This window comes from Flavobacterium sp., assembly GCF_052437795.1.
GTDB lineage: Bacteria > Bacteroidota > Bacteroidia > Flavobacteriales > Flavobacteriaceae > Flavobacterium.
Map to the genome: position 1 here is coordinate 1,102,452 of NZ_JBQVPA010000001.1, position 24,752 is coordinate 1,127,203.

The following is a 24,752-nucleotide window of genomic DNA, read 5'->3' on the forward strand; positions in this document are numbered from 1 at the left end:
GGAGAAGCTATTCAAAACCCTCATCCTTAAACCCTATCAGGTATAATTTATCTTTTGCCCTGGTTATGGCCGTATACAGCCACCGTATGTAATCTTTCGTGATGCCCTCCGGCAGGTACGGCTGCTCTATGAATACCGTATTCCACTGCCCGCCCTGCGACTTGTGGCAGGTAATGGCATAGGAGAACTTAACCTGTAGCGCATTGAAATGCGGGTTGTTCTTTACTTTCAGGAACTTTCGATATTGCGGTTCACCTTCATAATCCAGCATCACTTCATTGTACAGGCGGTTGGATTCCTCGTAGTTCAGCGATGGCGATTCGCTCCCTACTGTGTCCAGCAGCAATATTGTTTCCAGCGGCTTAGCATCAGGATAATCGACCATGCGGACTTTAACCCGTGCGAACTTGAACCCATATAATTCCTCGATCCTGAAAATTTCCAGTATCTCGATAATGTCACCGTTGGCAATAAAGCCGGCCTCACTTTTTTCGTCAAGCCAAAAATAGTTATTCTTTACCACCATCATGTAATCACCGGCAGAAAGTTCACTTTCGCGCGACAAAATCCGGGTACGTATTTGCTGGTTATACTGATTGGCGCGCTTGTTGGATCGCACAATGAACGCCGTGTCCTCAATGCTGTAATTGCTGTACGCGTCGTTTATAGCGTCCTGTATGTCGTAGCCGTCGGTGAGCCTGATGATGTCCTTAAAGCCTTTTACCTTAAATTGGAATGCATCAAAAAAAGCTGTCTTCAGCAGCTCCCTCAATTCGGTAGCATTATATAATATACCCGAATTCTCCTCCTGACGCATTACCTCGTCAAGTTCGATATGCTGTACATCCCTGAAGTAATTCTGCGAAAGCGCCTCAATATCCAGCGCAGGGCTAAGGTCGGAATTCACAGGCGGAAGCTGTGCTGTATCGCCTATCATGATCATCTTACAATTGTTCCCCGAATATACGTAGGACATCAGGTCGTCCAGTAATGAGCCGTTCTCATACATCTTAGATTCCTGAACGGAGTCCGAGATCATCGAAGCTTCATCAACAATAAAAACAGTATTGGTGAACTTATTCTGCTGCAGCGTGAAGCCCACCATGCCGCCACTCCCCTTTTTAGGGAAGTAAATACGCTTGTGTATGGTAAAGGCCGGCTTGCCCGAATAGCCCGCGATAACCTTTGCCGCACGGCCTGTCGGTGCAAGGAGGACGTATTTTTTCCCGGCATCCGCCAAATGGTTAACGATCGTAGAAATGATAGTGGTCTTCCCAGTACCCGCGTAGCCTTTCAGTACAAAGAGGCTGTCATTCTTAGGGTTGATGATAAATTCGGCAGCCTTCTGCAAAAAAATATCCTGCTTAAGCGTTGGGCTAAAAGGGAATTTCTGGCGGAGCAGCCTGTAAAACGTTGGGGAATCCATATAAAGGGAGCGGGATTTATTTATCCAAAGATACGGTCAAATTATCAACTTGCTACAAATACCTTTCCCTGAAAACGTTGATATGATGGTTCTGGTGGCCTATCAGCAAAAAGCCGAAAGCTCGCACCGATACAGTATATCCAGATGCAGTTCCTTTTCGCAGCATGTCTTCTTTATCAAACGATTTGAACATCATGATATTGGCATGGCGGAGCGCGCTCATTTCGGTAAGCAATTCGTTTATGCTCCTGTCGTCGCCATGTGCATTGGCAGCATAGCTGTTCTCATCAAACCCCGGAAGCGCCGTAGTATCGTTGCGCGAAAAACGCAACGCACGGTACGCGAATATCCTTTCGGAATCGATAAGGTGCTGTAAGATGTCTTTGATCGTCCATTTCCCTTCGGCATAACGATAGTCATATTTATCCATGGGTATCTCGCGAACGAAATGTACAAGGTTATGCACACTTATTTCAAGCTCTTCTATTAGCGGGTACGATGGGTCTACAAGCTTAATGTATGCTTCCTGATAAGGCGCATATTCGTCAGGGGTAATATCGGTTATTTTCATTTACTATCTATATAGGGCAAAACTACAAAAATGCCACATTTTTACTGTGTCCAATGTGGCATTTTCGTAATTACATAAAATTAAGCCGAATTCCTGCTGGCATTGATATTCCCAAAAAGCGAGCGGGTCACGATCTTTTCGTACACTTCCAGCTGGCTTTCATCTCCTTTGCCACTTTTTATCTGCCTTATCCTGTTAAGCGCATATTGCTGTATGGTTAGCAGCGGCAATACGATATGTTCACGCATTTTGATCGAAGCCCAGCCATCGGGATAATTTTCCATCAGTTCATTATAACCCGAAATTTTAAGCAACAGTCGCCTTGTCTCATTAAATTCATCAAAGATTATTTGCCAGAATTCACCAAACTCCGGGTCGTCCTTCATATAGGCCGTTAGCGGGAAGAACGATTTGGATAGCGACATCATTGTATTCTCCAGCAGCGTACGGAAGAACAGCGACTTGTCATACAACGCCTGTACCTTTTCCCACTCCCCTCTTTCTTCATACTTGCCTAAAGCATAACCTACCCCAAAGAACCCCGGCACATTCTGCTTGAGCTGGCTCCACGAGCCAACAAATGGTATCGCCCTGAGGTCGCCAAAATCCAGCTCCTTCGACTTGCTCCTTTTTGATGGGCGGCTACCAATGTTGGTTTTTGCATAATAGTTAAGTGTGCTCATCTGGTCAAGGTACGGCAGGAATTTTGGATGCTGCTTAAAGGCGGTATATTTTTCGTAGCCCAGTTGCGCAAGGTCGTCGATCGTAGCCTTCTGGTCGTCAGTAAATTGCTTTTTGTCCTTATCGAATACCCCATTGGTTATCCCGGCGCTCAGCAGGTTCTCAAGGTTAAAGCGGCAGGAATCGAGCGTACCGAAGTTAGAGCTTATCGTTTGTCCCTGTATGGTTATCTGTATCTCATTGTTCTCGATACTGGCACCCTGAGAGGCATAATACTTATGTGTTTTACCGCCACCCCTTGCCGGAGGGCCGCCACGCCCGTCAAAGAACACGACTTTTACCCCATATTCGCGCGCCATCAGCGTAAGGTTTTCTTTTGCCCTGTATATGCCCCAGTTGGCCATCAGGTAGCCACCGTCTTTTGTCCCGTCTGAAAAACCTACCATTATAGTCTGTTTATTACCCCGGCTTTTTAAGTGTGCGGCGTAGTCTTTATTTGTGTAGAGCAGTTTCATAATAACATCTGCATCCTTAAGGTCTTCAACCGTTTCAAAAAGCGGTACGATGTCCACAGGAGGTTTTTCCCAGCCCAAAAGGCGGAACATTGCCAGCAATTCCAAAACGTTGAGCGCGCTTTCGTTATTGCTGATCACATAACGGTTGGCCCCCTGCTCACCATTTTTCTCCTGGATGGTTTTTATGGTAAGTATGGATTCGAGCGTGCTCCGTGTATAGTCATTAAAATCTTCCGGGTTTATGGATGCTTTTAATTTAGCCAAGGCTTTAAGCTTATCTGTATCATCCAAGGACTGATAACCGGAAAAGGCTTTATCTTTTTTAGCAAGATGCTCCATGATCTCTTCAAATACATTATCATGTATCCTGCTGTTCTGTCTAATGTCGAGCGATGCAAAATGATAGCCAAAAAGGTTTACCTTGTTTATAAGCCCGTCTATCTCGTCCGAATAAAGCGACTGGTGCTCATTAACCACAATGTCGCGTACTTTAGCCAACGTTTTTTTCAGTTCCTCGAGGGTTATGTAGATCTCGCCGTCCCTTGAGTAGAACACCGACCGGTACAACTTCTGCTCCACATCGGCGATCAGTTCCTGTACTCCTGTAAAGGTCAGCCTCCGCTTTAGTTTACGAATGTCATTATAATAGCACTTCATTACCGAACATCGCAGCCTGTCGGCTACCTGCATCGTAATTTCGGTAGTTACAAAAGGATTGCCATCTCGATCGCCGCCGGGCCAAAACCCAAACGACAGCACCGGATGCCGTAGTTCGCCCTCTTTATAAATGGTATCCTGCACAAACGACGATATGTCGCCCGCTGCATTGTAAAAAACATTTTCAAGGAACCATATCAGGCTCACGGCCTCGTCATAAGGCGTAGGCTTTTCTTTTTTGATAAATGGCGTTTTGCCCAATTGGGAAAGAAGAAGCTTTACCTCTGCCAGGCTGTTCTTCTTGATGGCAGCAGTAAGATCGGTAATGATACCCAGCACCGAACCCGGGTAAAATTGCGTTGGATGCGCCGTTAACACTGCCCTAACCTGGAACTCTTCTAAAAATTCCCTTAGTTCATCCATCAAACCACGATTTTCGGCCTTTTCGCGGCTGTCGCGCACCGAACCGTTCCCTTCCACATTATTGAGGCTGTTAAAAGCCGCATCCTCAATGGCATCGAACAGCACTACCTGCCTTTCTACATATTGGATGAAACGGAACATAAGGCCTACCTGCTCTTTATCGGAACTGCCTTTCAGGTATTTGCCAACGAACGCATCAAATATCTCCTCAGGACTATTATTGTTTTTGTAGCCTTCTTCACAAATTTCTGAGAACAGCGGTAAAAGCGATCCCGTGTTATCTATAGACTGGAAAGGCAGGGTCAGGAATATGCTGTTGAAGAGCTGGTATTTAAGCTGCACTTCTTCATTAAAGCGCTCAATTCGTGTGGCGGGATACATAATGATATTTTTTGCTGAATTTAATAAAAAAACCCCCATGTAAAAAACATGAGGGTTATAAAATTTCCATAAAGATCTTACATATCTTTAAATATGGTATGCATCAGGCGCTTCTTGTCGTTGATGCTTTCTTCAAGCGATATCATTGTCTCGGTCCTGTAAACACCCTCAATATCGTCGATCATGAAGATAACCTCTTTGGCATGCTTGGTATCTTTTGCCCTTATTTTGCAAAAGATGTTGAATTTACCGGTAGTAACGTGCGCAACGGTAACAAATGGTATCTCATTGATCCTTTCAAGGACGAATTTTGTCTGCGAAGTGTTATGAAGGAATACGCCCACATAAGCAATGAACGAATAGCCCAGTTTTTCATAATCCAGTGTTAGCGAAGATCCCATGATGATACCGGCATCTTCCATTTTTTTTACCCTAACGTGCACTGTACCTGCAGAAATAAGCAATTTCTTTGCTATGTCAGTAAATGGCACCCTGGTGTTATCGATCAGCATATCAAGGATCTGGTGATCAACTTCATCTAAACGAAACTTGCTCATAAATGTATTATTTTTTTAAGTTGGTTAATGTTTGTCGGGCGTTCCTCCTTAGCCCTAATTTGTTTTAGTTTACATTTATAAGAAAAAAGCTGTTCAAACCTCCTGTCCATTAACAAATTTTCTACGCTCACCTATAAAAAAATTTGCTTTTTCATCAGTTTTTGGCATTTTATTTCCCTCATCAGTGGAAAATTCTGCACCGTTACAGTCAATTTCTGCGTGACCATGCATAGTATCCAAATTACCTATTTCGCTAATAATAGCTTGAAAAATTACAGAATTATCAAATAGCACTTCCCTATATTGTGATGCAAAATTCGTGATTTTTTCTTTATTTTCATAATTTATTTTGACATTTTTGAATAGGATGTCATAAAAAACAATCTTATTTTGAGGAATATTAAAATATTCCTCGGATCTGTTAACAGCTATAACGTTTTCGTAAATAGCGTTAATTCCTGACAATAATGCAAAAAAGATAAATTTTCGAGTTATTTCACGCTCGTGATCGCCCTGATAGTAGCCTGCCTCAAATAGTACTGTAGGCACACCCAGTGACTGGAACATATCACCGATACAGTTAATATTGAACGAATCATCAAATCGCCCTACCTGCCCGGGAATGTGTTCCTGAAGTGTATCATTCATGGCAGCTATCAGGTTTATAGCCTTTTGCCGGCTATCATTTATTTCCCTTTCATCATTATAGGCAGGCGATAAAAAGGAGACTGTGGCAGGCATGGGCGCATCGCCAACACCAAATATGGTCCGCTGGTCATGCATGTTATAGCAGTAGTGCGGCTTAAACTCCTCAAAGCATTTACGCAGCACCTTGCTTTCCGGCTGCGACAGGTAAACAGAATCACGGTTAAGGTCGACAGCGTTGGCGTTCACACGGGTGTAAGCTTCAGCACCATCAGGATTAAGTATTGGAAGTATATATAAGGTAAAATGACCCAGTAATGTTTTTGCGAAAGCATCCTCGCTGTTTAGAAATGATAGCAGGTCAAAGATCGCTTTAGTTGTTGTCGACTCGTTACCATGCATCTGCGACCAAATAAATATCCTGATATCACCTGTCCCGGCAAGAATGCTATAAATAGGTTTTCCCAATACCGATCTCCCTTCGACCCTAACATCACATACACCTTTATACTCCTCTAAAATTGGCTGAATATGCTTATTGGTAATGTAGCGTCCGGAAAGCTGGCTTTCCTTATATATAGTAAATAATGCCTGTAGATCCATTGATTTTGTTTGATCACAAATGTAAACATCTTACATTTTACATCTGTAAATATATTTATTTTGTGTTTTGTTTACAATTGTAATCGTTATTAAGTACGTATTAATGTTTATATCAAGTTGTGATTGAAAACAATATGTAATAAATTTACAGTCAATAATATATATTGGACTATATAAAGTATCAGTATAGTATTTTCGATATGTTTCAACCTAAATACTTATTATAATGATTAATTGTTTACATTTGTAAATCCAATAAATATACAAATGTAATTTACAATGGTAAACACAGATGACTTTATAAAACGCCTTGAAGCCATATTGGATTATTATTCACTTACAGCTTCATTATTTGCGGATAAGCTGGGGATACAACGTTCCGGACTCTCTCACCTAATGTCCGGCCGCAACAAGCCAAGCCTTGATCTCGTAATGAAGATAACGGAGAATTTTTCTGAGGTAGACCTCTACTGGCTCCTGAACGGTACGGGTTCTTTTCCGAAGAAAATGACGAGCGAAAGTGAACCGCCCCAATCGCTATCCCCCGCCCCAGTAGTACCTATAGAAACAAAAGGAACAATATTAGGCGACCTATTCTCGCAAACTGAAGACAACAATGAAAAAACACAGCCCCCTCTGCCGCATATAAAAGCTGCATCTCCAGGAAAGAAAACTGAAAGGATCGTAGTATTTTATACAGATGGGACTTTTAAAGAATATTTTCCGGAACAGTGACCTGTAACAGATCACTTGATTAGAAAATTTGCGTGACCAGTGTCCATTAAAAAATAAAATTAAAAAACCCCGACTGCTTTATAAAAAGCGTGCCGGGGCCATTAACCAATAAAACAAACACAAATTTTCTTTACAAATAAACCCCTTCTAATGGGTAATACTTAAGTCGATCTTATTGACTAATTTGTACCTTCAAATCTGCATTGTAAAGATACGATCGCAATTCGTAAAAATTACCTAACATAACGTTAAACTGTTCTTAATCATTTTTATAACTATATTCCGGGTTGTATCCTGTAACCCCCTTGTAGTTACTCTCCAGTATTTTAAAGTCGGTTTCCTTATCTCCTGTCAAATTATATGGAGGTGCCAGGACAACTTCCTTTTTCCCATGGTCAAAGGCAACGGCAACAACAGGCACATCCGCCTTCAGGGCAATGTAATAAAATCCTGTTTTCCATTCCGTCACTTTTTTGCGGGTACCCTCAGGCGCGATGGCGAGGCGGAATATTTCACGGCTTTTGAAGATAGAGGCAATAGCATCAACCTTATTCTCTTTTTTCTGCCTGTTGAGCGGCGTCCCACCCATCCATCGGAAATAGGCGCCGAACGGAAATCGGAATAATTCTTTTTTTGCGACAAAGTGCATTTCCAGCCCAATCGCACCCCGTACGAGTACTCCGATAATAAAATCCATCCAACTGGTGTGAGGTACCACGATGATGACACATTTTTTTAAGCCGCTTTCTATAGTTCCCTTTAGCTTCCAGCCCATTAGCCTGAAAAAGATGAACCCGTAAATTTTTTTCATATTATTTATAAAAAACACCGCTCAAAATTACTATATATTTACAAGATCGAAATTGTTTATCATTCCTTTATTAAGATGACAGTAGGAAAATCGGTTAGCGAGGTCAGGCATGAGATCACCAAAGAAGGATTTGCCGTAATTAATGACATTTACACCAATGCCGAAATTGAGGGGATCCTCAGCGCAATAGAAAGAGCAGATACTTCCGGAGATACCTTCCGCAGATCGGTACACCTCTTCGCTATCAGGCAATTTTTAAAAGGAGTACCCGATACATTGCCGCTCATTTTCACGAACAAACTGAAAGGCCTCCTGAATGAGATTTTTGGAGCAGGCTATTTCCCCGTAAGATCTATTTACTTTGATAAACCCAGCGGGTCAAATTGGTTTGTGGCCTGGCACCAGGACCTTACTATCTCCGTTAAAGAGAAGTTCGATATGCAAGGCTTTGGGCCATGGACTGTAAAACAGGGACAGTTTGCCGTACAGCCGCCGGTGGATCTGCTGGAGGATATTTTTACGATCCGTATACATCTGGATGAAGCAAATGAAAATAACGGCGCTTTGAAAGTAATTCCCAATTCGCACTCAAAAGGTATCTACAGGCCCGAAACCATTGATAGGGATAATGAGCGTGAAGTTACGTGTAATGTACCAAAGGGTGGAATTATGCTGATGAAGCCCCTCCTGCTCCACAGTTCCGGAAGAACTGTGAATGAAGCAAGACGCAGGGTTATCCATATTGAATTTAGCAGAAGGGAATTGCCTGCAAATTTGCAATGGTCCGAAAAAACAGAAGTACCATGCTAAAGCGACTCCTTAGTTTCTTCATCCCTGTCAATATTCACGAACAGAATTCGGACACAAGCCAAAAACTGGAGGTTACATGGAATAATGGACAGCTGGTGCTTGACTCAAAAAACACGAATTATTCGTACGGAAGCCTGCAACGCATACTTCGCAAAGGGCTCCACTACATTGGATCTGAAAGGATACGCGGTTTCGAAAATACCCTGGTGCTTGGCGTTGCTGCGGGAAGTGTAATAAAAACGCTTGCTGAGGAAATAAAATTCAGAGGAAAGATCACGGGGGTTGAGATCGATCCGGCCGCTATAGAGATCGCCAATACCTACTTTGGACTGAATGAAGTAGCAAACTGCGAGATCGTTATTGATGATGCCTTTGAGTTCGTGCTGAAGACAAAAGAAAAATATGACCTTATAATAATAGATATTTTTCGTGATACAGAAATGCCTAATTTCCTGTTTGAGGATTTTTGGCGGAACCGGATAAATTTCCTTCTAAGAATAAATGGCTTCATCCTTTTCAATACCATGACGCTTAACGAAAAACATAAAGAACGCAATCTGCTGTACAGGTCACGCTTCAGTAGTGATTATTCGGTAAGGATGTACCCTAAAGTGGAAGACCACAATGAGCTGTTCACCATAAAGAAGTTGCGATAGTGTTATGCTGACAACACAAAATCTTCTCTTGCAGGCTGCTGTACGCCGTGCTCTGCGACCGAACGTAATGCCTTATTGATCAGGCCGCAAAGATCAGAAAAACTGGAAGGTTTGGTTATGAAAAAATTGGCACCATGCCCATATGAAGTTTCTATATCATTCTGGTGGTTGCTCGTGGTGAGCATTATAACAACGCTGTCCTTTAAGCTCAGGTGGCTACGGATATCCTGCAGGCATTCTATACCCGACCTCATTGGCATGTTAAGGTCAATAAAAATAATATCTGCTTGTGGATCAGGCGGCTGATGCAGGTGCTCCATTAGCTTTTGGCCGTTATTCAACACACTGAGCTTCAGACTGGGATAAAGCGAGCCGAGCGCTTCGGTGAAAAGTGTGCAATCATCATCGTCATCGTCGGCGAGCATGATATGACTCCATTTAAATTCAGTTTTCATAATAACATTTTTAGGAAAGCCTCAAAACGGTACGTTTGAAATTTATTTCGCAAGCCTGCTAAAGTTTGAAAACGTAAATTACGCCGGTATGATTTTGTAACAATCGATTAACCACTACAAAGATACGCTATTTATATGGTTGATCTTATGGAATCATACGTGATTGTTATGTTATCTTACAGTTATAATGATTTAAACTACTACAAAAAGATGTTATTTTATGCTAAAAATATTAAACATTCCTTAATAGGAGGCTTGTTTCGAATAAAAATTTTGAAAATCGATAATGAATTAATATATTGCAGAAAATAATTGTTGTGATTTAGAACAATTTCAGCATTATATTAAAAAAATAAAAGCAATGTCAAAGAATATTTCAAAATACAGGAAGCAATATTTAAAAGCGCTGGCTGCCGGGCAAGTCAACAACGATATCGAATACCGATATGGGATTTCAGGTCATGGCCGCATTGTGTGGGGTACCATAATCGCGTTATCAATTGTCGTTATATGTATTTCTGTTGCTTCAGGAAGCGGACACCATGCATGGTAAGCGCATATTCAAATTACTACCCGCATTACACGTACTTCCGGACAATTATTGGTAGCTAAATTCCCGGGATATAAACGCTCAATTTCCCTATTGACATTCTCCCTATATTCCACTATATTTGCGGTCAATAATTTATAAACAATGATAAATATTACATTGCCGGACGGTTCGGTAAAAAATTTCGACGCGGGTGTATCACCCATGGACGTTGCCATGAGCATTAGTGAAGGATTAGCAAGGAATGTGATCTCTGCTTCCTTTAATGGTACAACTGTTGAAACGAAAACCCCACTGACGACGGACGGCTCTTTAGTATTATACACCTGGAACGATGCCGAAGGCAAAAAAGCATTCTGGCACTCATCGTCGCACGTACTGGCTCAGGCACTCCAGGAAATGTACCCTGGCATTAAGCTGACCATTGGGCCTGCCATCGATAATGGCTTTTACTATGACGTTGACTTTGGCGATCACGTGGTGACTGATAAAGATTTTAAAGCTATTGAAGACCGCTTCCTTGCCATTGCCCGTGAAAAGCATGAATTCACAATGCGTGAGGCTTCAAAAGCCGATGCACTCGATCTCTATAAAAAAGAGAACAACCAATACAAGGTTGAGCTGATCGAGAACCTGGAGGACGGGACGATCACTTTTTGCGATCATGCTACTTTTACCGACCTTTGCCGCGGCGGCCACATCCCGAACACCGGTATCATTAAGGCGATGAAGATAATGAGCGTGGCCGGTGCCTATTGGCGCGGTGATGAGAAGAACAAGCAGTTGACAAGGGTATACGGCGTATCCTTCCCTAAGCAAAAAGACCTTACAGAATACCTTGAGCTACTGGAAGAGGCCAAACGCCGCGACCACAGGAAATTAGGAAAAGAGCTTGATCTTTTTGCCTTCAGCAGCAAGGTTGGGCAGGGCTTGCCTTTATGGCTGCCAAAAGGTGCCGCACTGCGCGACCGCCTGGAGCAGTTCCTTAAAAAGGCACAGAAGAAAGCCGGATATGAGCAGGTGGTAACGCCGCACATCGGGCAGAAAGAGTTATATGTAACATCGGGCCACTATGCGAAATATGGCGCCGATAGTTTCCAGCCGATCCACACCCCGAATGAAGGTGAGGAATTCCTGCTGAAGCCAATGAACTGCCCGCACCACTGCGAGATATACAATACCAAGCCATGGTCTTATAAAGACCTGCCGAAGCGTTATGCTGAATTCGGCACCGTATACCGCTACGAGCAGAGTGGCGAACTCCACGGGCTTACACGCGTTCGCGGGTTTACCCAGGATGACGCGCACATCTTTTGTACGCCTGACCAGCTGGATGCGGAATTCAAGAACGTGATCGACCTGGTACTGTATGTATTCAGTTCTCTTGGATTTGAGAACTTCAGCGCACAGATATCGCTACGCGACCAGGAGAACCGTGAGAAATATATAGGTAGCGATGAAAATTGGGAAAAAGCTGAAAATGCGATCATAAACGCGGCTCGTGACAAAGGGCTTAATACTGTGGTGGAATATGGCGAGGCTGCCTTCTACGGCCCCAAGCTGGACTTCATGGTAAAGGATGCGCTTGGGCGACAGTGGCAATTGGGTACGATACAGGTAGATTATAACCTTCCGGAACGCTTTGACCTGACCTATAAAGGCTCTGATAATGAGCTGCACAGGCCGGTAATGATACACCGTGCACCGTTTGGTTCGATGGAGCGTTTCATCGCGATATTACTTGAAAATACAGCAGGGAACTTCCCGCTTTGGCTAATGCCCGAGCAGGCTATCATATTGTCTCTTAGTGAGAAATATGAAAATTATGCCAAAAAAGTTTTAGAATTGCTGGAAAATCACGAAATTCGCGCCCTGATCGACAACCGTAACGAGACGATAGGCAGGAAAATACGCGAAGCAGAAGTTCAAAAACTGCCATTTATGCTTATCGTTGGCGAGGAAGAAGAGAAGAACGGAACGATATCCGTACGCCGCCACGGCGACGCGGGCAAGTCGAACCAAAGCATGACAATTGAAGGATTTGCCGCACTTGTGCAGGCAGAAATAGATAAAACATTAAAAGCATTCTAAGTCAAACTTAAAATTTAAGAGCCATAGCAATTAGAAACAACAGGGGCCCGGCCCGCGTAGAAAAAAAAGATGCCCACAGGATAAATAACCTTATCCGTGTCCCCGAAGTAAGGCTTGTTGGGGAGAACATAGAGCCCGGAGTCTATAAGACCTCTCAGGCACTACAGATGGCAGATCAGCAGGAACTGGATCTGGTTGAAATATCACCAAATGCAGAGCCGCCGGTATGCAAGATAATGGACTATAAGAAGTTTGTTTATGAGCAGAAGAAGCGCGACAAAATGCTTAAGGCAAAGAGTACGCAGATCGTCGTAAAGGAAATTCGCTTCGGGCCGCAGACAGACGAGCACGATTATGAGTTCAAGAAGAAGAATGCCGAGAAGTTCCTTAAAGAGGGATCGAAGCTAAAAGCTTTCGTATTCTTCAAAGGGCGCTCGATCATTTACAAGGAACAGGGACAGATCCTATTGTTAAGGCTTGCCACAGACCTTGAAGAATGGGGCAAGGTAGAAGCCATGCCTGTACTTGAAGGAAAGAGGATGATCATGTTCATTGCTCCGAAGAAGAAAAAGGTATAACAAAGTCTAAAAGACGAAAGTTAAAAAGTTGGAAAGCCCTGTACTGCTTTTGACTTTATAACTTTCGACTTTTTAACTTTATGACTAGAAAAGTAAGTAAGATAAATCAAAATACAGGAAGAAAATGCCTAAAATGAAAACAAAATCCGGAGCCAAAAAGCGCTTTAAAGTGACTGGCTCAGGTAAGATCAAAAGGAAGCACGCTTTCAAGAGTCACATCCTGACTAAAAAATCTAAGAAGCGTAAGCTTGCGCTTACTCACTCTGCACTGGTTCACCCAACAGATGAGAAGAGCGTTAAACAGCAATTAAGGCTTATCTAATACGCCGCTGTTTCGGTTAAAACAATTAATAACCCTGGAGTATGGCTTTCAAGTCCCTAAAATCATAAAGGGCGCCTGCTACAAAAACACATTTAAATTATGCCAAGATCAGTAAATTCAGTAGCTTCAAGAGCTCGTCGCAAGAGAGTATTGAAGCAGGCCAAAGGTTTCTTTGGACGTCGTAAAAACGTTTGGACAGTAGCCAAAAACGCGGTAGAAAAAGCAATGGTTTATGCTTACCGTGACAGAAAACAAAAAAAGAGGAACTTCCGCGCTTTGTGGATCATGCGTATCAACGCTGGTGCACGCCTTCACGGAATGAGTTACTCTCAATTCATGGGACAGGTTAAAAAAGCAAATATCGAATTGAACCGTAAAGTTCTTGCCGACCTTGCCATGAACCACCCTGAAGCGTTTACTGCTATAGTAAACCAGGTTAAATAAGAACGTTTATAAACAATATATTTATCTTACTTACATAAAAAGATCCCGCTACGGCGGGATCTTTTGTTTTGCATAACAGTCGACCGGAGTAAAAACGGAGCCTAAGAATGGCTATTGTCGGAAATGTATCAATTTAAAATTGATAAGGCTTCTCATTGCTCCACGATGCTCCTAACAACAAAGAGCCCAAAGATCTTTAAAACCTTTGAGCCCTGAATATTTGTGCATCTATTAAAAGTAACTACCCAAATAGTTCCATTTCTTCCCCATCATAGCTGGCATACACCATACTTGGATGTGAATCTTGGTGGCATATATTGCCATCACGATCAATAGCAATGGCGCCTGCAAAACCATCATAAGGCTTTAGTTCCTCAAAGGTTTTGGCAAATGCCTCTTTTATAGGCATGCCATCGGTAACGCGGGTTACGATCTTGGCGGCAGTAGCATTGCTCACAATGTCCTCTCCCACCCCGGTACAGCTCACGCCACAAAATGCATTGGCATAATTTCCTGCTACAGTAGCCGAATCGGATATGCGCCCCGGCATCTCAAAACCTTTGCCGCCCGTAGATGTCGCCACAGCAATGTTTCCTGTCGCATCCAGCGCCACACAGCCTACGGTCCCTAAACCTTTAATCTCCAGCTTAGCTTCATATTCGGCACGGCGTTGCGGTATTTCGGTAGAGAAAGCTTCAAAACCGTTGTAGCGTGCAAAATTAGTAGCACCGCCACCGCCCAACACACGATCATCAAAAGGCATCAGCTTTACCGCTACCTGTATGGGGTTCTTCACCTCTTCGATATTAATAACACCGCTCATTTTTTGTGTCGCCCCGTCCATCAGGGCAGCGCTCATGCGTATCTTGCCGTCACTTTGTATCTGCGAGCCGGTCCCGGCATTAAAAAGCGTATCGTCTTCCAACAGGGTCACGGCATAAGCCACAGTCTCCAATGCGGTATGCTCCTTCAGGTATTCATAAGCAGCCTTTACAATTGCGCTCATGGCTTCCTGCTTGGCCAGCTTTGTGCCCGCATCGGTATGCGACTCACTGAAAAATCCCCCGTGGATGATAACTTTCATAAAGAGTAGGTTTTAATCCGCCGAAGTGATCAGCGGCGAAAAATATTGTGAATTATGTATTTCAAGCGCATGTGTGTTCAGGTCATAAATGTCGTACATACTCATTACGTGTACCGTGAGGCTATTGATGGATATCGGCCTGCCAAGCTCCACCTGCGTAAGGTTGGTGTCTTTAATATTACGTCCATCGACCAAAATTACAAGTCCGGAACCTATTGCTTCCATCTTACCATCACTCGTAATGAGCAGTCCGGTATCTTCGCCAAGGCCAATGCCAAGTACGCGAGGATTACCTACTACTGCCTGGAAAAGCCTTCCTATACGACCGCGGTGTACAAAGTGTGTATCGATTATTACGTTCTGTATCAGGCTCAGCCCACTGGTTATCTTAACCTCACCTTTAAGCAATGCTTCGTGGCTGCTTCCCTGGTAGATCATGTTATTGGAAGCCGCCGCCGCTCCTGCCGAAGTTCCGGCATATATAAAATCTTCGTTCTGGAATTTATCAAGAATGATATCATGGAGTTTTGTACCCCCTAATATAGAGGTGAGCCGCAACTGGTCGCCGCCGGTGAACATTACCACATCGGCCGCCTGAATGCGCTCTAAAGTCTCAGGCTCTGAACATTGCTCTCTTTTTTCGATATGCATTATGCCCACATTCTTGGCCTTCAGGTATTCAAAAGCCTTTACATATTCCGGCCCTACCTCGCGGGGCACTACCGATGCTGTTGTGATCACTTCGATCTTTGAATCCTCGTTATGTTTTGATTCGCGGATGATACGCCTTAAAATACCGGTCTCAAAAAAGTTCAGGTTATTGGCTACGTTAGCATCAAATGAAGATTCTGTAAAGCTTCCCTTATCAACTGCGCCCCCTATAATTATAAGTTTTCCTTTTGCATTCATGCGCCAAAAATAATTAAAATAAAAATAACATTACCCGCAACGCTATGGCAACAGTAAAAGAATTTTATAAAAAAATCTTATAAGAGAGTGTTTTTGATCATATTTTTAATTAATTTTCTGACGATGAATTATTCACCGTAACGAAACATTAGCGAATAACCAAAAACACCTATTTAACATATAATTTACCCTAACCATTTATGAAGATATTGAAGATACAGGCACTTCGCGGGCCAAACATCTGGAGCGTTTACAGGAAAAAACTCATCCAGATGCGCCTTGACCTTGAAGAGGCGGAACAAACCCCTACGAACTTAATACCCGGCTTCCGCGAACGCATTGAAGCCCTGCTGCCCAGCCTTATCTCGCATCGCTGTTCCGAGGGATGTGAAGGCGGGTTCTTCATCCGCGTCAAAGAAGGTACCTGGATGGGCCATGTCATAGAGCATATCGCACTTGAGATACAAACCCTTGCCGGGATGGATACGGGTTTTGGACGCACGCGCGAAACAAAAACGCCCGGCGTATATAATGTTGTGTTCAGCTACATCGAGGAAAGTGTTGGTGCTTTTGCCGCCGAAGCCGCGGTTCGCATTGCTGAAGCACTGATCGCAGGCACAGAATATGATATTGATGCCGACATCCAGGAAATGCGCAAGATCCGCGAGCGCGATCGCCTTGGCCCAAGTACAGGCAGTATCGTTGAAGAGGCCGTGGCACGCGACATCCCATGGATCAGGTTAGGGACTAACTCGCTCGTGCAGTTGGGCTACGGCATCAACCAGATACGTTTTCAGGCTACCATAACGAATAAAACAAGCCACATAGCGGTTGACATTGCCTGCAATAAAGAACAGACAAAGCGCCTTCTTGAGGCAGCTTCTATCCCGGTCGCAGGTGGAGGCATTTGTCGTGATGAGGAAGGCCTGGAAGAGATCATCAATAAAATTGGCTACCCGATAGTGCTTAAACCCCTTGACGGTAACCATGGCAAAGGGGCATCCATAAATGTGACCACTATTGAAGATGCCAGGGCAGGATTGGAATTTGCCCAAAAGTATGGGCCGAGGGTTATCGTGGAGAAATTCATTACCGGATTCGATTTCCGTGTGCTTGTGATCGATAATAAAGTAGTGGCCGCCGCGCAGAGGGTTCCTGCTCACGTGAAAGGCAACGGAAAAAATACTATACAGGAACTTATTGATATTGAAAATACCGACCCACGCAGGGGCTACGGCCATGAGAACGTATTAACAGAAATATCGGTAGACAGGGATACGACCGACCTGTTGGATAAAAAAGGCTACGACCTTGAAACTGTTCCCGGGCAGGATGAGATCGTGTACCTGAAATCGACCGCCAACCTGAGCACCGGCGGTACATCGGTAGACGTTACCGACATGATGCACCCTGAGAACATCTTCCTTTCAGAGCGCATTGCGAGGGTTATCGGGCTCGACGTATGTGGTATCGACATTATGGCCGAAAACCTTACGCAACCGCTTAAAGAGAACGGAGGCGTGATACTTGAAGTAAACGCCGCACCGGGTTTCCGCATGCACCTTGCGCCAAGCGAAGGACTGCCCCGCAATGTGGCCTCACCGGTTATCGACATGCTTTACCCTCCCGGAAAAGAAAGCCGCATCCCGATCTTTGCGGTTACCGGTACTAACGGAAAAACCACCACTACCCGACTGCTGGCCCACATCGTGAAAAACAACGGTTTTAAAGTAGGCTTTACCACTTCTGACGGTATTTACGTACAAAACCATATGCTTGAAAAGGGCGACACTACAGGACCCTTCAGTGCCGAATACATACTTAAGGACCCAACGGTAGAATTTGCCGTACTGGAGACCGCACGCGGGGGGATCCTGCGTTCCGGGCTTGGTTACAGCCGATGCGATATCGGGATCATAACCAACATACAGGAAGACCATCTTGGGCTGAATGACATCCACGACCTGGATGATCTTTCTAAAGTGAAACGCGTGGTGGTGCGCAGTGTGAAAAAAGACGGCTGGGCCATACTTAACGGTGATGATGCCGAATGCATTAAGATCGCTAAAGAATTAGATTGCAACGTTGCTTATTTCTGTATGGATGAGGATAGCCGAAAAGCTAAAGAACTCGCGAAAGAAGGAAAGGTACATGCCGTTTATGAGAATGGGTTCATCACGATCAAGAAAGGCGAATGGAAGATACGCATCGAAAAAGCATCGCATGTACCACTCACCCTGGGCGGGAAGGCGAAATTCATGATCGCTAACGTGTTGGCAGCTTCATTGGCATCATACCTATGGGGCTTTAAGACAGACGATATCAGCCTCTCACTGCAGACTTTCATTCCGGGTGCGGCACAAACACCCGGCAGGATGAATATATTCAATTTCAGGAAATTTACCGTGCTTATCGATTTCGCACACAACCCTGCAGGCTACCGTGCTGTAGAGGAATACCTCCAGAATGTTGAGGCTACCCAAAAGATCGGCATCATTGCCGGCGTGGGCGACAGGCGCGATGAGGATATCAGGGAATGTGCCGAGATCGCAGGCAGGATGTTCGACCACATTATCATTCGCCAGGAAAAGCATTTGAGAGGGCGTACCGATGAGAATATCAACGGACTCATACTGGAAGGCATTGCACGTTCGGGCAGGAATGTAACCCATGAGATCATAGCAAAGGAGACCGACGCGATAAAGCACGCGATAGACAATGCACAGGAAGGCAGCTACATCACCGCATTAAGCGATGTAGTGGCCAACGCTATAGAAATTGTGCAGGGATACCTTGATAAAGAAAATGAGGAGATAATCGCTGAATAAATACTTAGTGCAAATTCGTAAAATAAATGATCCCGCATTGCGGGATCATTTATTTTACATCTTTAAAAAACTTACAGTCCTTATGCTGACACGGAACTCTGATAACCGAATTACGTTTTTAATTTTTTCTTTCTCGCCGCAGGGAACAATACATTGTTCAATATAAGCCTGTAGCCGGGAGAGGTAGGATGCAGGTCAAGTACTGTGGGCGCATCCCCTACCCTGTGCTGGTAATCCTCAGGGTCGTGGCCGCCATAATAAGTGAACATTCCCTTTCCTTTGGTCCCGTGAATATAACGTGCCTCACCAGTCTGCTTATTCTCGCCCATTACCAGCACGCTTGATTTTACCTTATCGGAATAAAAAGCCGTGGTTTGTCCCATGAAGCCTTTCACCAGCATAGTGTGGTTCTGGCACAGCATGGACGGTATCGGATCCCATTTCGCAGAATATTCCATTAATGTAAAGTAATCATTATCAGGTAAGATGGCACGTTTATTTGTGGTGTCAATATCCGAAAACTCATATACCATTGGGTTGCGTTCCAGTATATAATCCTTAAAGGCGAATGAATTATTATAATCGATCTTCGACTGGTAGTTCGCATCGCTGGCATCACCGTCGAACATAGGCTCACAAATGTCTACTCCTTCTGCCGACAGCGCGATATCAAAACTATCGGTCGCTGAGCACATCGCGAACATAAAGCCGCCACCTATTACGAAGTTGCGAATTTTAGTAGCTACAGCCAGTTTCTCATCAGATACCTTTTCAAATCCCAGCTTTGCGGCCAGCGCTTCAGCCTCCTTTTTTTGTTCGATGTACCATGGCGCATTGCGGTACATTCCGAAGAATTTGCCATACTGGCCGGTAAAATCTTCATGGTGCAGGTGCAGCCAGTCATACAGCAGCAGGGCATCGCTCAATACTTCTTCATCATATATCGGCGTAAATGGTATTTCGGCATACGTCAGCACCAGCGTCACAGCATCATCCCAAGGCTGCTTGCCTTTTGGGGTATAAACCGCAATTTTCGGCGCTTTTTCGAGCACTACATTTTCCATGTTCTGCGAAGGGCTGCTGATATCATCGAGGATGCTATTAGCCTCGCTGTCACTGACCACTTCGAAGCTTACGCCCCGTATTTGGCACTCCCTGCGAATTTCATCGGCATCAGGCAACAAAAATGATCCGCCACGGTAATTGAGCAGCCAGTTCACCTTATAGCTGCGGTCTAAAGCCCAATAGGTAATGCCATAGGCTTTAAGGTGGTTTTGCTGTGTGGTTTCGTCCATTGGCAGCAGGATCATAGAAGCTTTCATCCCCATCGACGCCAACAGCAGCAGGACTATATATATTCGTTTAAAAAGCATTTTCCTTTTTCTTTAAGTATTTCCAAAGATAGCAAATAGATGAATGTATATATAACTGGCCTGTAGCTAATTTATTTTACCAGCAACATTTGCGAATTAGCACTAACTTAATTCTGAATATCACAAAATTTACGAAAAGTTTAATAATTAATCACACTATATCGTTTTCGTAAAATAAAATTACCTCATACATTTGCATCATTTTCAAATTAAGGCAAATTTACATAGGCTCAATTGAAAACTTCATAATTTCTTAACAACACAACATCATGAATTACACACTGCCCTTAAAAAATGTCGGAATTAACGACATACCCCTCGTTGGAGGAAAGAACGCCTCCCTTGGCGAAATGCTCCAAAACCTAACTTCGCTTGGCGTGACCATCCCCGACGGATTTGTGGTAACGGTAAATGCCTACTACGCGTTCCTTAAGCACAATGCGCTCGACGAGAAGATCAAAGAGACTATAGATGCAATTGATCACGACAATATCGAGTCCCTGCGCCGTGGCGGCATGCAGATACGCCAGTCGTTCCTCAATGGAAAGTTCTCTGAGGAAATGCGCGAGGAGATCACCAACTGCTACCTTGAGCTTTCGGCTCAGTACGGGCAGGAAATGACAGATGTCGCAGTACGCAGTTCTGCTACCGCTGAAGATCTTCCGGATGCTTCCTTTGCTGGCCAGCAGGAGACGTTCCTGAACGTGCGCGGGCCGGAGATGCTTATGGATTCCATCCGCAAATGCTTTGCCTCCCTCTTTACCGACAGGGCCATAAGCTACCGTCAAAGCTTTGGCTATGATCACCTTGAACTGGCGCTATCGGTTTGCGTACAGAAGATGGTGCGCAGCGATCTGGGCACATCAGGTGTAGCATTTTCCATTGATACCGAAAGCGGCTTTAAAGATGCCGTGGTCATCAACGCCTCATACGGCCTGGGTGAAATGATCGTGCAGGGCGCGGTATCCCCGGATGAGTATATCGTATTCAAGCCGTTGCTCAATAAAGGCTTCAATTCGATCATCGAAAAGAAAATGGGCAACAAGGATGTCATGATGATCTATGGTGAAGGCGGTGATGAGCGCGTAAAGACCATCCCTACCGAAGACAAGTTCAGGAAGCGCTTTTGCCTTGCCGATGACAATGTGATCAAACTCGCGAAGTGGGTGATGATCATTGAGGAATATTATTCGAAAATACGCCAAAAATGGACCCCAATGGATGTTGAATGGGCGATAGACGGACTGACCAAAGAAATGTTTATCGTGCAGGCGCGACCGGAAACCATCCACTCACAAAAGAACCAGGCGACCATTACAGAATACAGGATAGAAGATGAAAGCCGCCACGAAAAGCTACTCCTGAAGGGCATTGCCGTAGGTGACAAAATAGGCACTGGCAGCGCGACCATCCTTTACTCAATGGATAAAAGGGTATCTGAAGGGCATGAATTTGTGCCGGGTTCTATTCTGGTGACCGACATGACCGACCCAGATTGGGAGCCTATTATGAAAAAGGCATCGGCCATCATAACAAACAAAGGAGGACGCACGTGCCATGCGGCGATCATTGCACGCGAAATGGGTATACCTGCCATTGTGGGCTGTGGCAATGCGACCGAACTTATTAAAGAAGGCCAGGTGGTTACCGCTTCGTGTGCCGAAGGCGACCAGGGCTTTGTTTACGAAGGTGAAATAAAATTCATCAAAACCGAATATGACCTGAGCCAGCTCCCCGAGGTTAAGACCGACATTATGCTGAATGTAGCTTCTCCAGGACTGGCATTCCAGTTCTCTCACCTGCCAAATAAAGGCGTAGGGTTAGCAAGAGAGGAGTTCATCATCAATAACTATATTGAGGTACATCCCTTGGCATTACTCAACCACCGCAGCCTGAACGATGCCGCACTGACAAAGGAAATTGAAAAGAAAATAACGGGCTATGCCGACGAAGAGACATTCTTTATCAATAAACTGGCCGACGGCGTTGCAAAGATCGCCGCTTCATTCTACCCGAACAAAACTATCGTTCGATTCTCTGATTTCAAGAGCAATGAATACTACAACCTGTTGGGCGGCAAATACTACGAGCCGACCGAAGAGAACCCAATGATCGGCTGGAGGGGCGCTTCAAGATATTATTCAGATGCCTATAAAGTAGCTTTCGGGCTTGAATGCCTTGCCATTAAAAAAGTGCGCGAAGAAATGGGGCTTAGCAATGTTATTGTGATGATACCTTTCTGCCGCACAGTAGAGGAACTGCATAAGGTAACAGAAGTGATGAAGGAATTCGGGCTGGAGAGAGGCCAAGATGGATTGGAGCTGTACCTGATGGCTGAAATACCATCGAATATCATTATGGCTGAAGAGTTTGCGGCGCATATTGACGGCTTCTCCATAGGCAGTAATGACCTTACACAGCTTACGCTTGGCCTGGACAGGGATTCGTCGCTGGTGGCACATCTGTATGATGAAAGGAACCCCGCTGTAAAGCGCATGCTGGAAATGCTTATCAAAACCGCCAAGAAAGCAGGTGTGAAAGTAGGCATCTGCGGGCAGGGGCCATCAGACTTCCCTGATTTTGCGCAATTCTTGGTAGGATTGGGTATCGATAGTATTTCGGTAACCCCCGACTCTGTAATAAAGACAGTAAATGCGATAGCAGAAGCGGAAGCTTTGATCGCAGACAAAAAAGAAGTACTGCATTTAAATTGATTTTAGTTTTTATTGGTTAAATAAAAACGTCCCACTATTAACGGGACGTTTTTTATTGATGTGGTCGCTAGCATATTCATTAAACCGAAAACAAGAAATATAGCGTTCGCATAACAAAAGATCTCTATCACATCTTTAAGCTAAGTTAATTATAATTAAGAGCAACAAAAAGCGCATCCTTCAATGCGCTTTTTGTTTACTCTTCGATGGAAACCAGCTCGGCGCCGTGCACCACCATTTCCAAAATTGTTTCGTTCAGTTGAAAGTCGTTCGTAGTTTTTCCCATAGTGTCGTTTAATTTTATATGTTTAGAATGGCACATCGTCGTCGCCATCATTGCTGTTCATGTTGCTGCCGAAAGCCTCGTTGGCCGAAGGCAGGTTTTTAGTGATAAAGGCAGAACTGTCGTTCATGCTCGAAGGCAGGTCGGTAAACGGCGACCCAAAATCATCGAGGTTGTCAAATTTACCCAAGCTTCCGATGAACTTGAGCCTGATGTTGTCAAGTCCGCCATTACGGTGTTTGGCTACGATAAATTCAGCCTGGCCCTGTGTAGGCGATTGTTCCTCATCATCCCACTCCTCGATCTTATAGTATTCCGGGCGGTAGATGAACGATACGATATCCGCGTCCTGCTCGATCGCACCCGATTCCCTAAGGTCGGAAAGCAATGGCCTCTTGCTTGATCCCCTGGTCTCCACCGCACGCGAAAGCTGAGATAGTGCAATTACAGGTACTTCAAGTTCCTTTGCCAAAGCCTTTAAATTTCGTGAAATTGTCGAGATCTCCTGTTCACGGTTCCCTCCCCCTTTTCCGTTACCACCGGCTGTCATTAGCTGGAGGTAATCGATTATTATCATCTTTATACCATACTGCGAAGAAAGCCTTCGTGCCTTCGCCCTAAGGTCAAATATTGACAGTGATGGCGTATCATCAATGTATAGAGGTGCTTTTTCAAGGTCTTTCACCTTGATGCTCAGTTGCTCCCACTCATGCTTTTCCAATTTCCCCGTACGGAGCTTCTCTGACGGAAGCCCTGTCTCACTTGAGATCAAACGTGTTATTAACTGTACAGAGGACATCTCCAGGGAGAATAAAGCCACTGGATGGTTGAAATCGATAGCGATGTTCCTGGCCATGGAAAGTACGAAGGCTGTCTTACCCATACCCGGCCTCGCCGCGATGATTATAAGGTCACTGGGCTGCCAGCCCGATGTAAGCTTGTCCAGGTCGTGGAAGCCGGTAGCGATACCGCTTAGGCCCTCTTTATTTGCGATCTCCTCAATACGCTTTTTAGCCTGTATAACGAGGCTTTGCGCAGTTTCGGAGCTACGCTTGATGTTGCCCTGTGTTACTTCATACAGGCGCGATTCTGCCTTGTCGAGCAGGTCGAAGACATCGGTGGTCTCATCATATGATTCTTCAATGATCTCACTTGATATCTTTATCAGGCTTCGCTGTATGAATTTCTGCAGGATGATCCGGGAGTGGAATTCGATGTGTGCCGAAGAGGATATTTTCTGTGTGAGCTGTATCAGGTAAAAATCCCCTCCGGCCAGCTCCAGCTTAGCTGTCTTTTTGAGCTGTGCCGAAACGGTTAATAAGTCGATCGGCTGCGTATCGTTAAAAAGTGCCACAATGGCCTCATAAATGTGCTTGTGGGCGTCTTTATAAAAAGCATCAGGCTGGAGTATGTCGATCACCTCGTCCACTCCTTTTTTGTCTATCATCATGGCACCCAATACTGCCTCCTCAAGGTCGAGCGCCTGCGGTGGCAGCTTGCCTTTTTCCAGGCTGATAATGGTGGCCTTATCAACTCTCACCGGGTTTATGTTCCTGATATTTTCCATAGTGCGAATGTAGGTAAATTTAAAGCGGAGTTGTTAAGTAATTGTTAAGCAGAAAAGTTTACAACCTGTTGAAAACGTGTTGA

Annotated in this window: 21 protein-coding genes; 10 read left to right on the top strand and 11 right to left on the bottom strand. The window is 44.5% G+C overall.

Annotated features, from left to right (window positions below; genetic code table 11):
• Positions 1-7 precede the first annotated feature (7 nt).
• The 5 genes from ACT6R0_RS05350 to ACT6R0_RS05370 all read right to left on the bottom strand — a co-directional run bounded on the left by ACT6R0_RS05350 (position 8) and on the right by ACT6R0_RS05370 (position 6,459).
• Positions 8-1,426 carry an ATP-dependent DNA helicase gene (locus ACT6R0_RS05350; protein ID WP_444651992.1) on the bottom strand — a complete coding sequence of 473 codons (1,419 nt, stop codon included), beginning with the start codon at positions 1,424-1,426 and terminating at the stop codon, positions 8-10.
• A 52-nt stretch (positions 1,427-1,478) separates the two neighbouring features.
• On the bottom strand, positions 1,479-1,997 hold the full coding sequence (locus ACT6R0_RS05355) for a DinB family protein (RefSeq protein ID WP_444651994.1): 519 nt from the start codon (positions 1,995-1,997) through the stop codon (positions 1,479-1,481).
• A gap of 80 nt (positions 1,998-2,077) precedes the next feature.
• Positions 2,078-4,654, bottom strand: coding sequence for a phosphoenolpyruvate carboxylase (locus ACT6R0_RS05360; RefSeq protein ID WP_444651996.1), 2,577 nt, complete (start codon positions 4,652-4,654; stop codon positions 2,078-2,080).
• Positions 4,655-4,731: 77 nt separating this feature from the next.
• Complete coding sequence (locus tag ACT6R0_RS05365) at positions 4,732-5,211, bottom strand: Lrp/AsnC family transcriptional regulator (RefSeq protein ID WP_294823891.1); 480 nt, start codon at positions 5,209-5,211, stop codon at positions 4,732-4,734.
• 93 nt (positions 5,212-5,304) lie between these two features.
• Positions 5,305-6,459 (bottom strand): M14 family metallopeptidase, encoded by a 1,155-nt coding sequence (locus tag ACT6R0_RS05370; RefSeq protein WP_444651999.1) that lies wholly within the window; start codon positions 6,457-6,459, stop codon positions 5,305-5,307.
• A gap of 279 nt (positions 6,460-6,738) precedes the next feature.
• On the opposite strand from ACT6R0_RS05370, the gene ACT6R0_RS05375 reads away from it, so the two are divergent.
• The gene (locus tag ACT6R0_RS05375; RefSeq protein WP_444652000.1) at positions 6,739-7,194 is read left to right on the top strand and encodes a helix-turn-helix domain-containing protein; all 456 of its coding nucleotides are present in this window, start codon (positions 6,739-6,741) and stop codon (positions 7,192-7,194) included.
• 259 nt (positions 7,195-7,453) lie between these two features.
• Here ACT6R0_RS05375 and ACT6R0_RS05380 read toward each other — a convergent pair whose 3' ends face one another.
• A complete protein-coding gene (locus ACT6R0_RS05380) occupies positions 7,454-8,005 on the bottom strand; it encodes a 1-acyl-sn-glycerol-3-phosphate acyltransferase (protein ID WP_444652002.1) in 552 nt (183 codons plus the stop codon).
• Positions 8,006-8,080: 75 nt separating this feature from the next.
• On the opposite strand from ACT6R0_RS05380, the gene ACT6R0_RS05385 reads away from it, so the two are divergent.
• The gene (locus tag ACT6R0_RS05385; RefSeq protein WP_444652004.1) at positions 8,081-8,815 is read left to right on the top strand and encodes a phytanoyl-CoA dioxygenase family protein; all 735 of its coding nucleotides are present in this window, start codon (positions 8,081-8,083) and stop codon (positions 8,813-8,815) included.
• The gene (locus ACT6R0_RS05390) at positions 8,809-9,471 is read left to right on the top strand and encodes a spermidine synthase (RefSeq protein WP_444652006.1); all 663 of its coding nucleotides are present in this window, start codon (positions 8,809-8,811) and stop codon (positions 9,469-9,471) included. The genes ACT6R0_RS05385 and ACT6R0_RS05390 overlap by 7 nt, the downstream gene beginning before the upstream one ends.
• 2 nt (positions 9,472-9,473) lie before the next feature.
• On the opposite strand, the gene ACT6R0_RS05395 is transcribed toward ACT6R0_RS05390, so the two are convergent.
• Complete coding sequence (locus ACT6R0_RS05395; RefSeq protein ID WP_444652008.1) at positions 9,474-9,926, bottom strand: response regulator; 453 nt, start codon at positions 9,924-9,926, stop codon at positions 9,474-9,476.
• A gap of 361 nt (positions 9,927-10,287) precedes the next feature.
• On the opposite strand from ACT6R0_RS05395, the gene ACT6R0_RS05400 reads away from it, so the two are divergent.
• The 5 genes from ACT6R0_RS05400 to rplT all read left to right on the top strand — a co-directional run bounded on the left by ACT6R0_RS05400 (position 10,288) and on the right by rplT (position 13,911).
• Entirely contained in the window at positions 10,288-10,479 is a 192-nt protein-coding gene (locus ACT6R0_RS05400; protein ID WP_444652010.1) for a hypothetical protein, read from the top strand.
• A gap of 141 nt (positions 10,480-10,620) precedes the next feature.
• The gene (gene thrS / locus ACT6R0_RS05405) at positions 10,621-12,567 is read left to right on the top strand and encodes a threonine--tRNA ligase (protein ID WP_444652011.1); all 1,947 of its coding nucleotides are present in this window, start codon (positions 10,621-10,623) and stop codon (positions 12,565-12,567) included.
• A 29-nt stretch (positions 12,568-12,596) separates the two neighbouring features.
• Positions 12,597-13,145: a translation initiation factor IF-3 gene (gene infC, locus ACT6R0_RS05410; protein WP_444652317.1), complete on the top strand. Its 549-nt coding sequence runs from the start codon at positions 12,597-12,599 to the stop codon at positions 13,143-13,145.
• 124 nt (positions 13,146-13,269) lie between these two features.
• Positions 13,270-13,467: a 50S ribosomal protein L35 gene (rpmI, locus tag ACT6R0_RS05415; protein ID WP_294825037.1), complete on the top strand. Its 198-nt coding sequence runs from the start codon at positions 13,270-13,272 to the stop codon at positions 13,465-13,467.
• Between the two features lie 99 nt (positions 13,468-13,566).
• Complete coding sequence (gene rplT, locus ACT6R0_RS05420) at positions 13,567-13,911, top strand: 50S ribosomal protein L20 (protein WP_444652013.1); 345 nt, start codon at positions 13,567-13,569, stop codon at positions 13,909-13,911.
• 241 nt (positions 13,912-14,152) lie between these two features.
• Here rplT and ACT6R0_RS05425 read toward each other — a convergent pair whose 3' ends face one another.
• Together ACT6R0_RS05425 and ACT6R0_RS05430 are read right to left on the bottom strand one after the other, a co-directional pair.
• Positions 14,153-14,995: an isoaspartyl peptidase/L-asparaginase gene (locus ACT6R0_RS05425; protein ID WP_444652015.1), complete on the bottom strand. Its 843-nt coding sequence runs from the start codon at positions 14,993-14,995 to the stop codon at positions 14,153-14,155.
• 12 nt (positions 14,996-15,007) lie between these two features.
• Positions 15,008-15,904, bottom strand: a complete 897-nt coding sequence (locus tag ACT6R0_RS05430; protein WP_444652016.1) for a cyanophycinase — start codon at positions 15,902-15,904, stop codon at positions 15,008-15,010.
• Between the two features lie 200 nt (positions 15,905-16,104).
• Here ACT6R0_RS05430 and cphA point away from each other — a divergent pair, with 200 nt between their 5' ends.
• Positions 16,105-18,732, top strand: coding sequence for a cyanophycin synthetase (gene cphA, locus ACT6R0_RS05435; protein ID WP_444652018.1), 2,628 nt, complete (start codon positions 16,105-16,107; stop codon positions 18,730-18,732).
• A gap of 110 nt (positions 18,733-18,842) precedes the next feature.
• Here cphA and ACT6R0_RS05440 read toward each other — a convergent pair whose 3' ends face one another.
• Positions 18,843-20,105, bottom strand: a complete 1,263-nt coding sequence (locus tag ACT6R0_RS05440) for an asparagine synthetase B (protein WP_444652020.1) — start codon at positions 20,103-20,105, stop codon at positions 18,843-18,845.
• Between the two features lie 269 nt (positions 20,106-20,374).
• Here ACT6R0_RS05440 and ppsA point away from each other — a divergent pair, with 269 nt between their 5' ends.
• Positions 20,375-22,819, top strand: coding sequence for a phosphoenolpyruvate synthase (ppsA, locus tag ACT6R0_RS05445; RefSeq protein ID WP_444652022.1), 2,445 nt, complete (start codon positions 20,375-20,377; stop codon positions 22,817-22,819).
• Between the two features lie 308 nt (positions 22,820-23,127).
• Here ppsA and dnaB read toward each other — a convergent pair whose 3' ends face one another.
• Positions 23,128-24,669 carry a replicative DNA helicase gene (gene dnaB / locus ACT6R0_RS05450; RefSeq protein ID WP_444652024.1) on the bottom strand — a complete coding sequence of 514 codons (1,542 nt, stop codon included), beginning with the start codon at positions 24,667-24,669 and terminating at the stop codon, positions 23,128-23,130.
• Positions 24,670-24,752: the final 83 nt, after the last annotated feature.

Coding starts and splice junctions, on each gene's coding strand:
- ACT6R0_RS05425 (WP_444652015.1), bottom strand. CDS start 14,995: ATGAAAGTTATCATCCACGGGGGATTTTTCAGTGAGTCGCATACCGAT.
- ppsA (WP_444652022.1), top strand. CDS start 20,375: ATGAATTACACACTGCCCTTAAAAAATGTCGGAATTAACGACATACCC.
- ACT6R0_RS05380 (WP_444652002.1), bottom strand. CDS start 8,005: ATGAAAAAAATTTACGGGTTCATCTTTTTCAGGCTAATGGGCTGGAAG.
- ACT6R0_RS05370 (WP_444651999.1), bottom strand. CDS start 6,459: ATGGATCTACAGGCATTATTTACTATATATAAGGAAAGCCAGCTTTCC.
- ACT6R0_RS05400 (WP_444652010.1), top strand. CDS start 10,288: ATGTCAAAGAATATTTCAAAATACAGGAAGCAATATTTAAAAGCGCTG.
- ACT6R0_RS05375 (WP_444652000.1), top strand. CDS start 6,739: ATGGTAAACACAGATGACTTTATAAAACGCCTTGAAGCCATATTGGAT.
- rplT (WP_444652013.1), top strand. CDS start 13,567: ATGCCAAGATCAGTAAATTCAGTAGCTTCAAGAGCTCGTCGCAAGAGA.
- ACT6R0_RS05350 (WP_444651992.1), bottom strand. CDS start 1,426: ATGGATTCCCCAACGTTTTACAGGCTGCTCCGCCAGAAATTCCCTTTT.
- ACT6R0_RS05365 (WP_294823891.1), bottom strand. CDS start 5,211: ATGAGCAAGTTTCGTTTAGATGAAGTTGATCACCAGATCCTTGATATG.
- ACT6R0_RS05430 (WP_444652016.1), bottom strand. CDS start 15,904: ATGAATGCAAAAGGAAAACTTATAATTATAGGGGGCGCAGTTGATAAG.
- ACT6R0_RS05440 (WP_444652020.1), bottom strand. CDS start 20,105: ATGCTTTTTAAACGAATATATATAGTCCTGCTGCTGTTGGCGTCGATG.
- ACT6R0_RS05385 (WP_444652004.1), top strand. CDS start 8,081: ATGACAGTAGGAAAATCGGTTAGCGAGGTCAGGCATGAGATCACCAAA.
- cphA (WP_444652018.1), top strand. CDS start 16,105: ATGAAGATATTGAAGATACAGGCACTTCGCGGGCCAAACATCTGGAGC.
- ACT6R0_RS05355 (WP_444651994.1), bottom strand. CDS start 1,997: ATGAAAATAACCGATATTACCCCTGACGAATATGCGCCTTATCAGGAA.
- ACT6R0_RS05360 (WP_444651996.1), bottom strand. CDS start 4,654: ATGTATCCCGCCACACGAATTGAGCGCTTTAATGAAGAAGTGCAGCTT.
- dnaB (WP_444652024.1), bottom strand. CDS start 24,669: ATGGAAAATATCAGGAACATAAACCCGGTGAGAGTTGATAAGGCCACC.
- ACT6R0_RS05390 (WP_444652006.1), top strand. CDS start 8,809: ATGCTAAAGCGACTCCTTAGTTTCTTCATCCCTGTCAATATTCACGAA.
- rpmI (WP_294825037.1), top strand. CDS start 13,270: ATGCCTAAAATGAAAACAAAATCCGGAGCCAAAAAGCGCTTTAAAGTG.
- ACT6R0_RS05395 (WP_444652008.1), bottom strand. CDS start 9,926: ATGAAAACTGAATTTAAATGGAGTCATATCATGCTCGCCGACGATGAC.
- thrS (WP_444652011.1), top strand. CDS start 10,621: ATGATAAATATTACATTGCCGGACGGTTCGGTAAAAAATTTCGACGCG.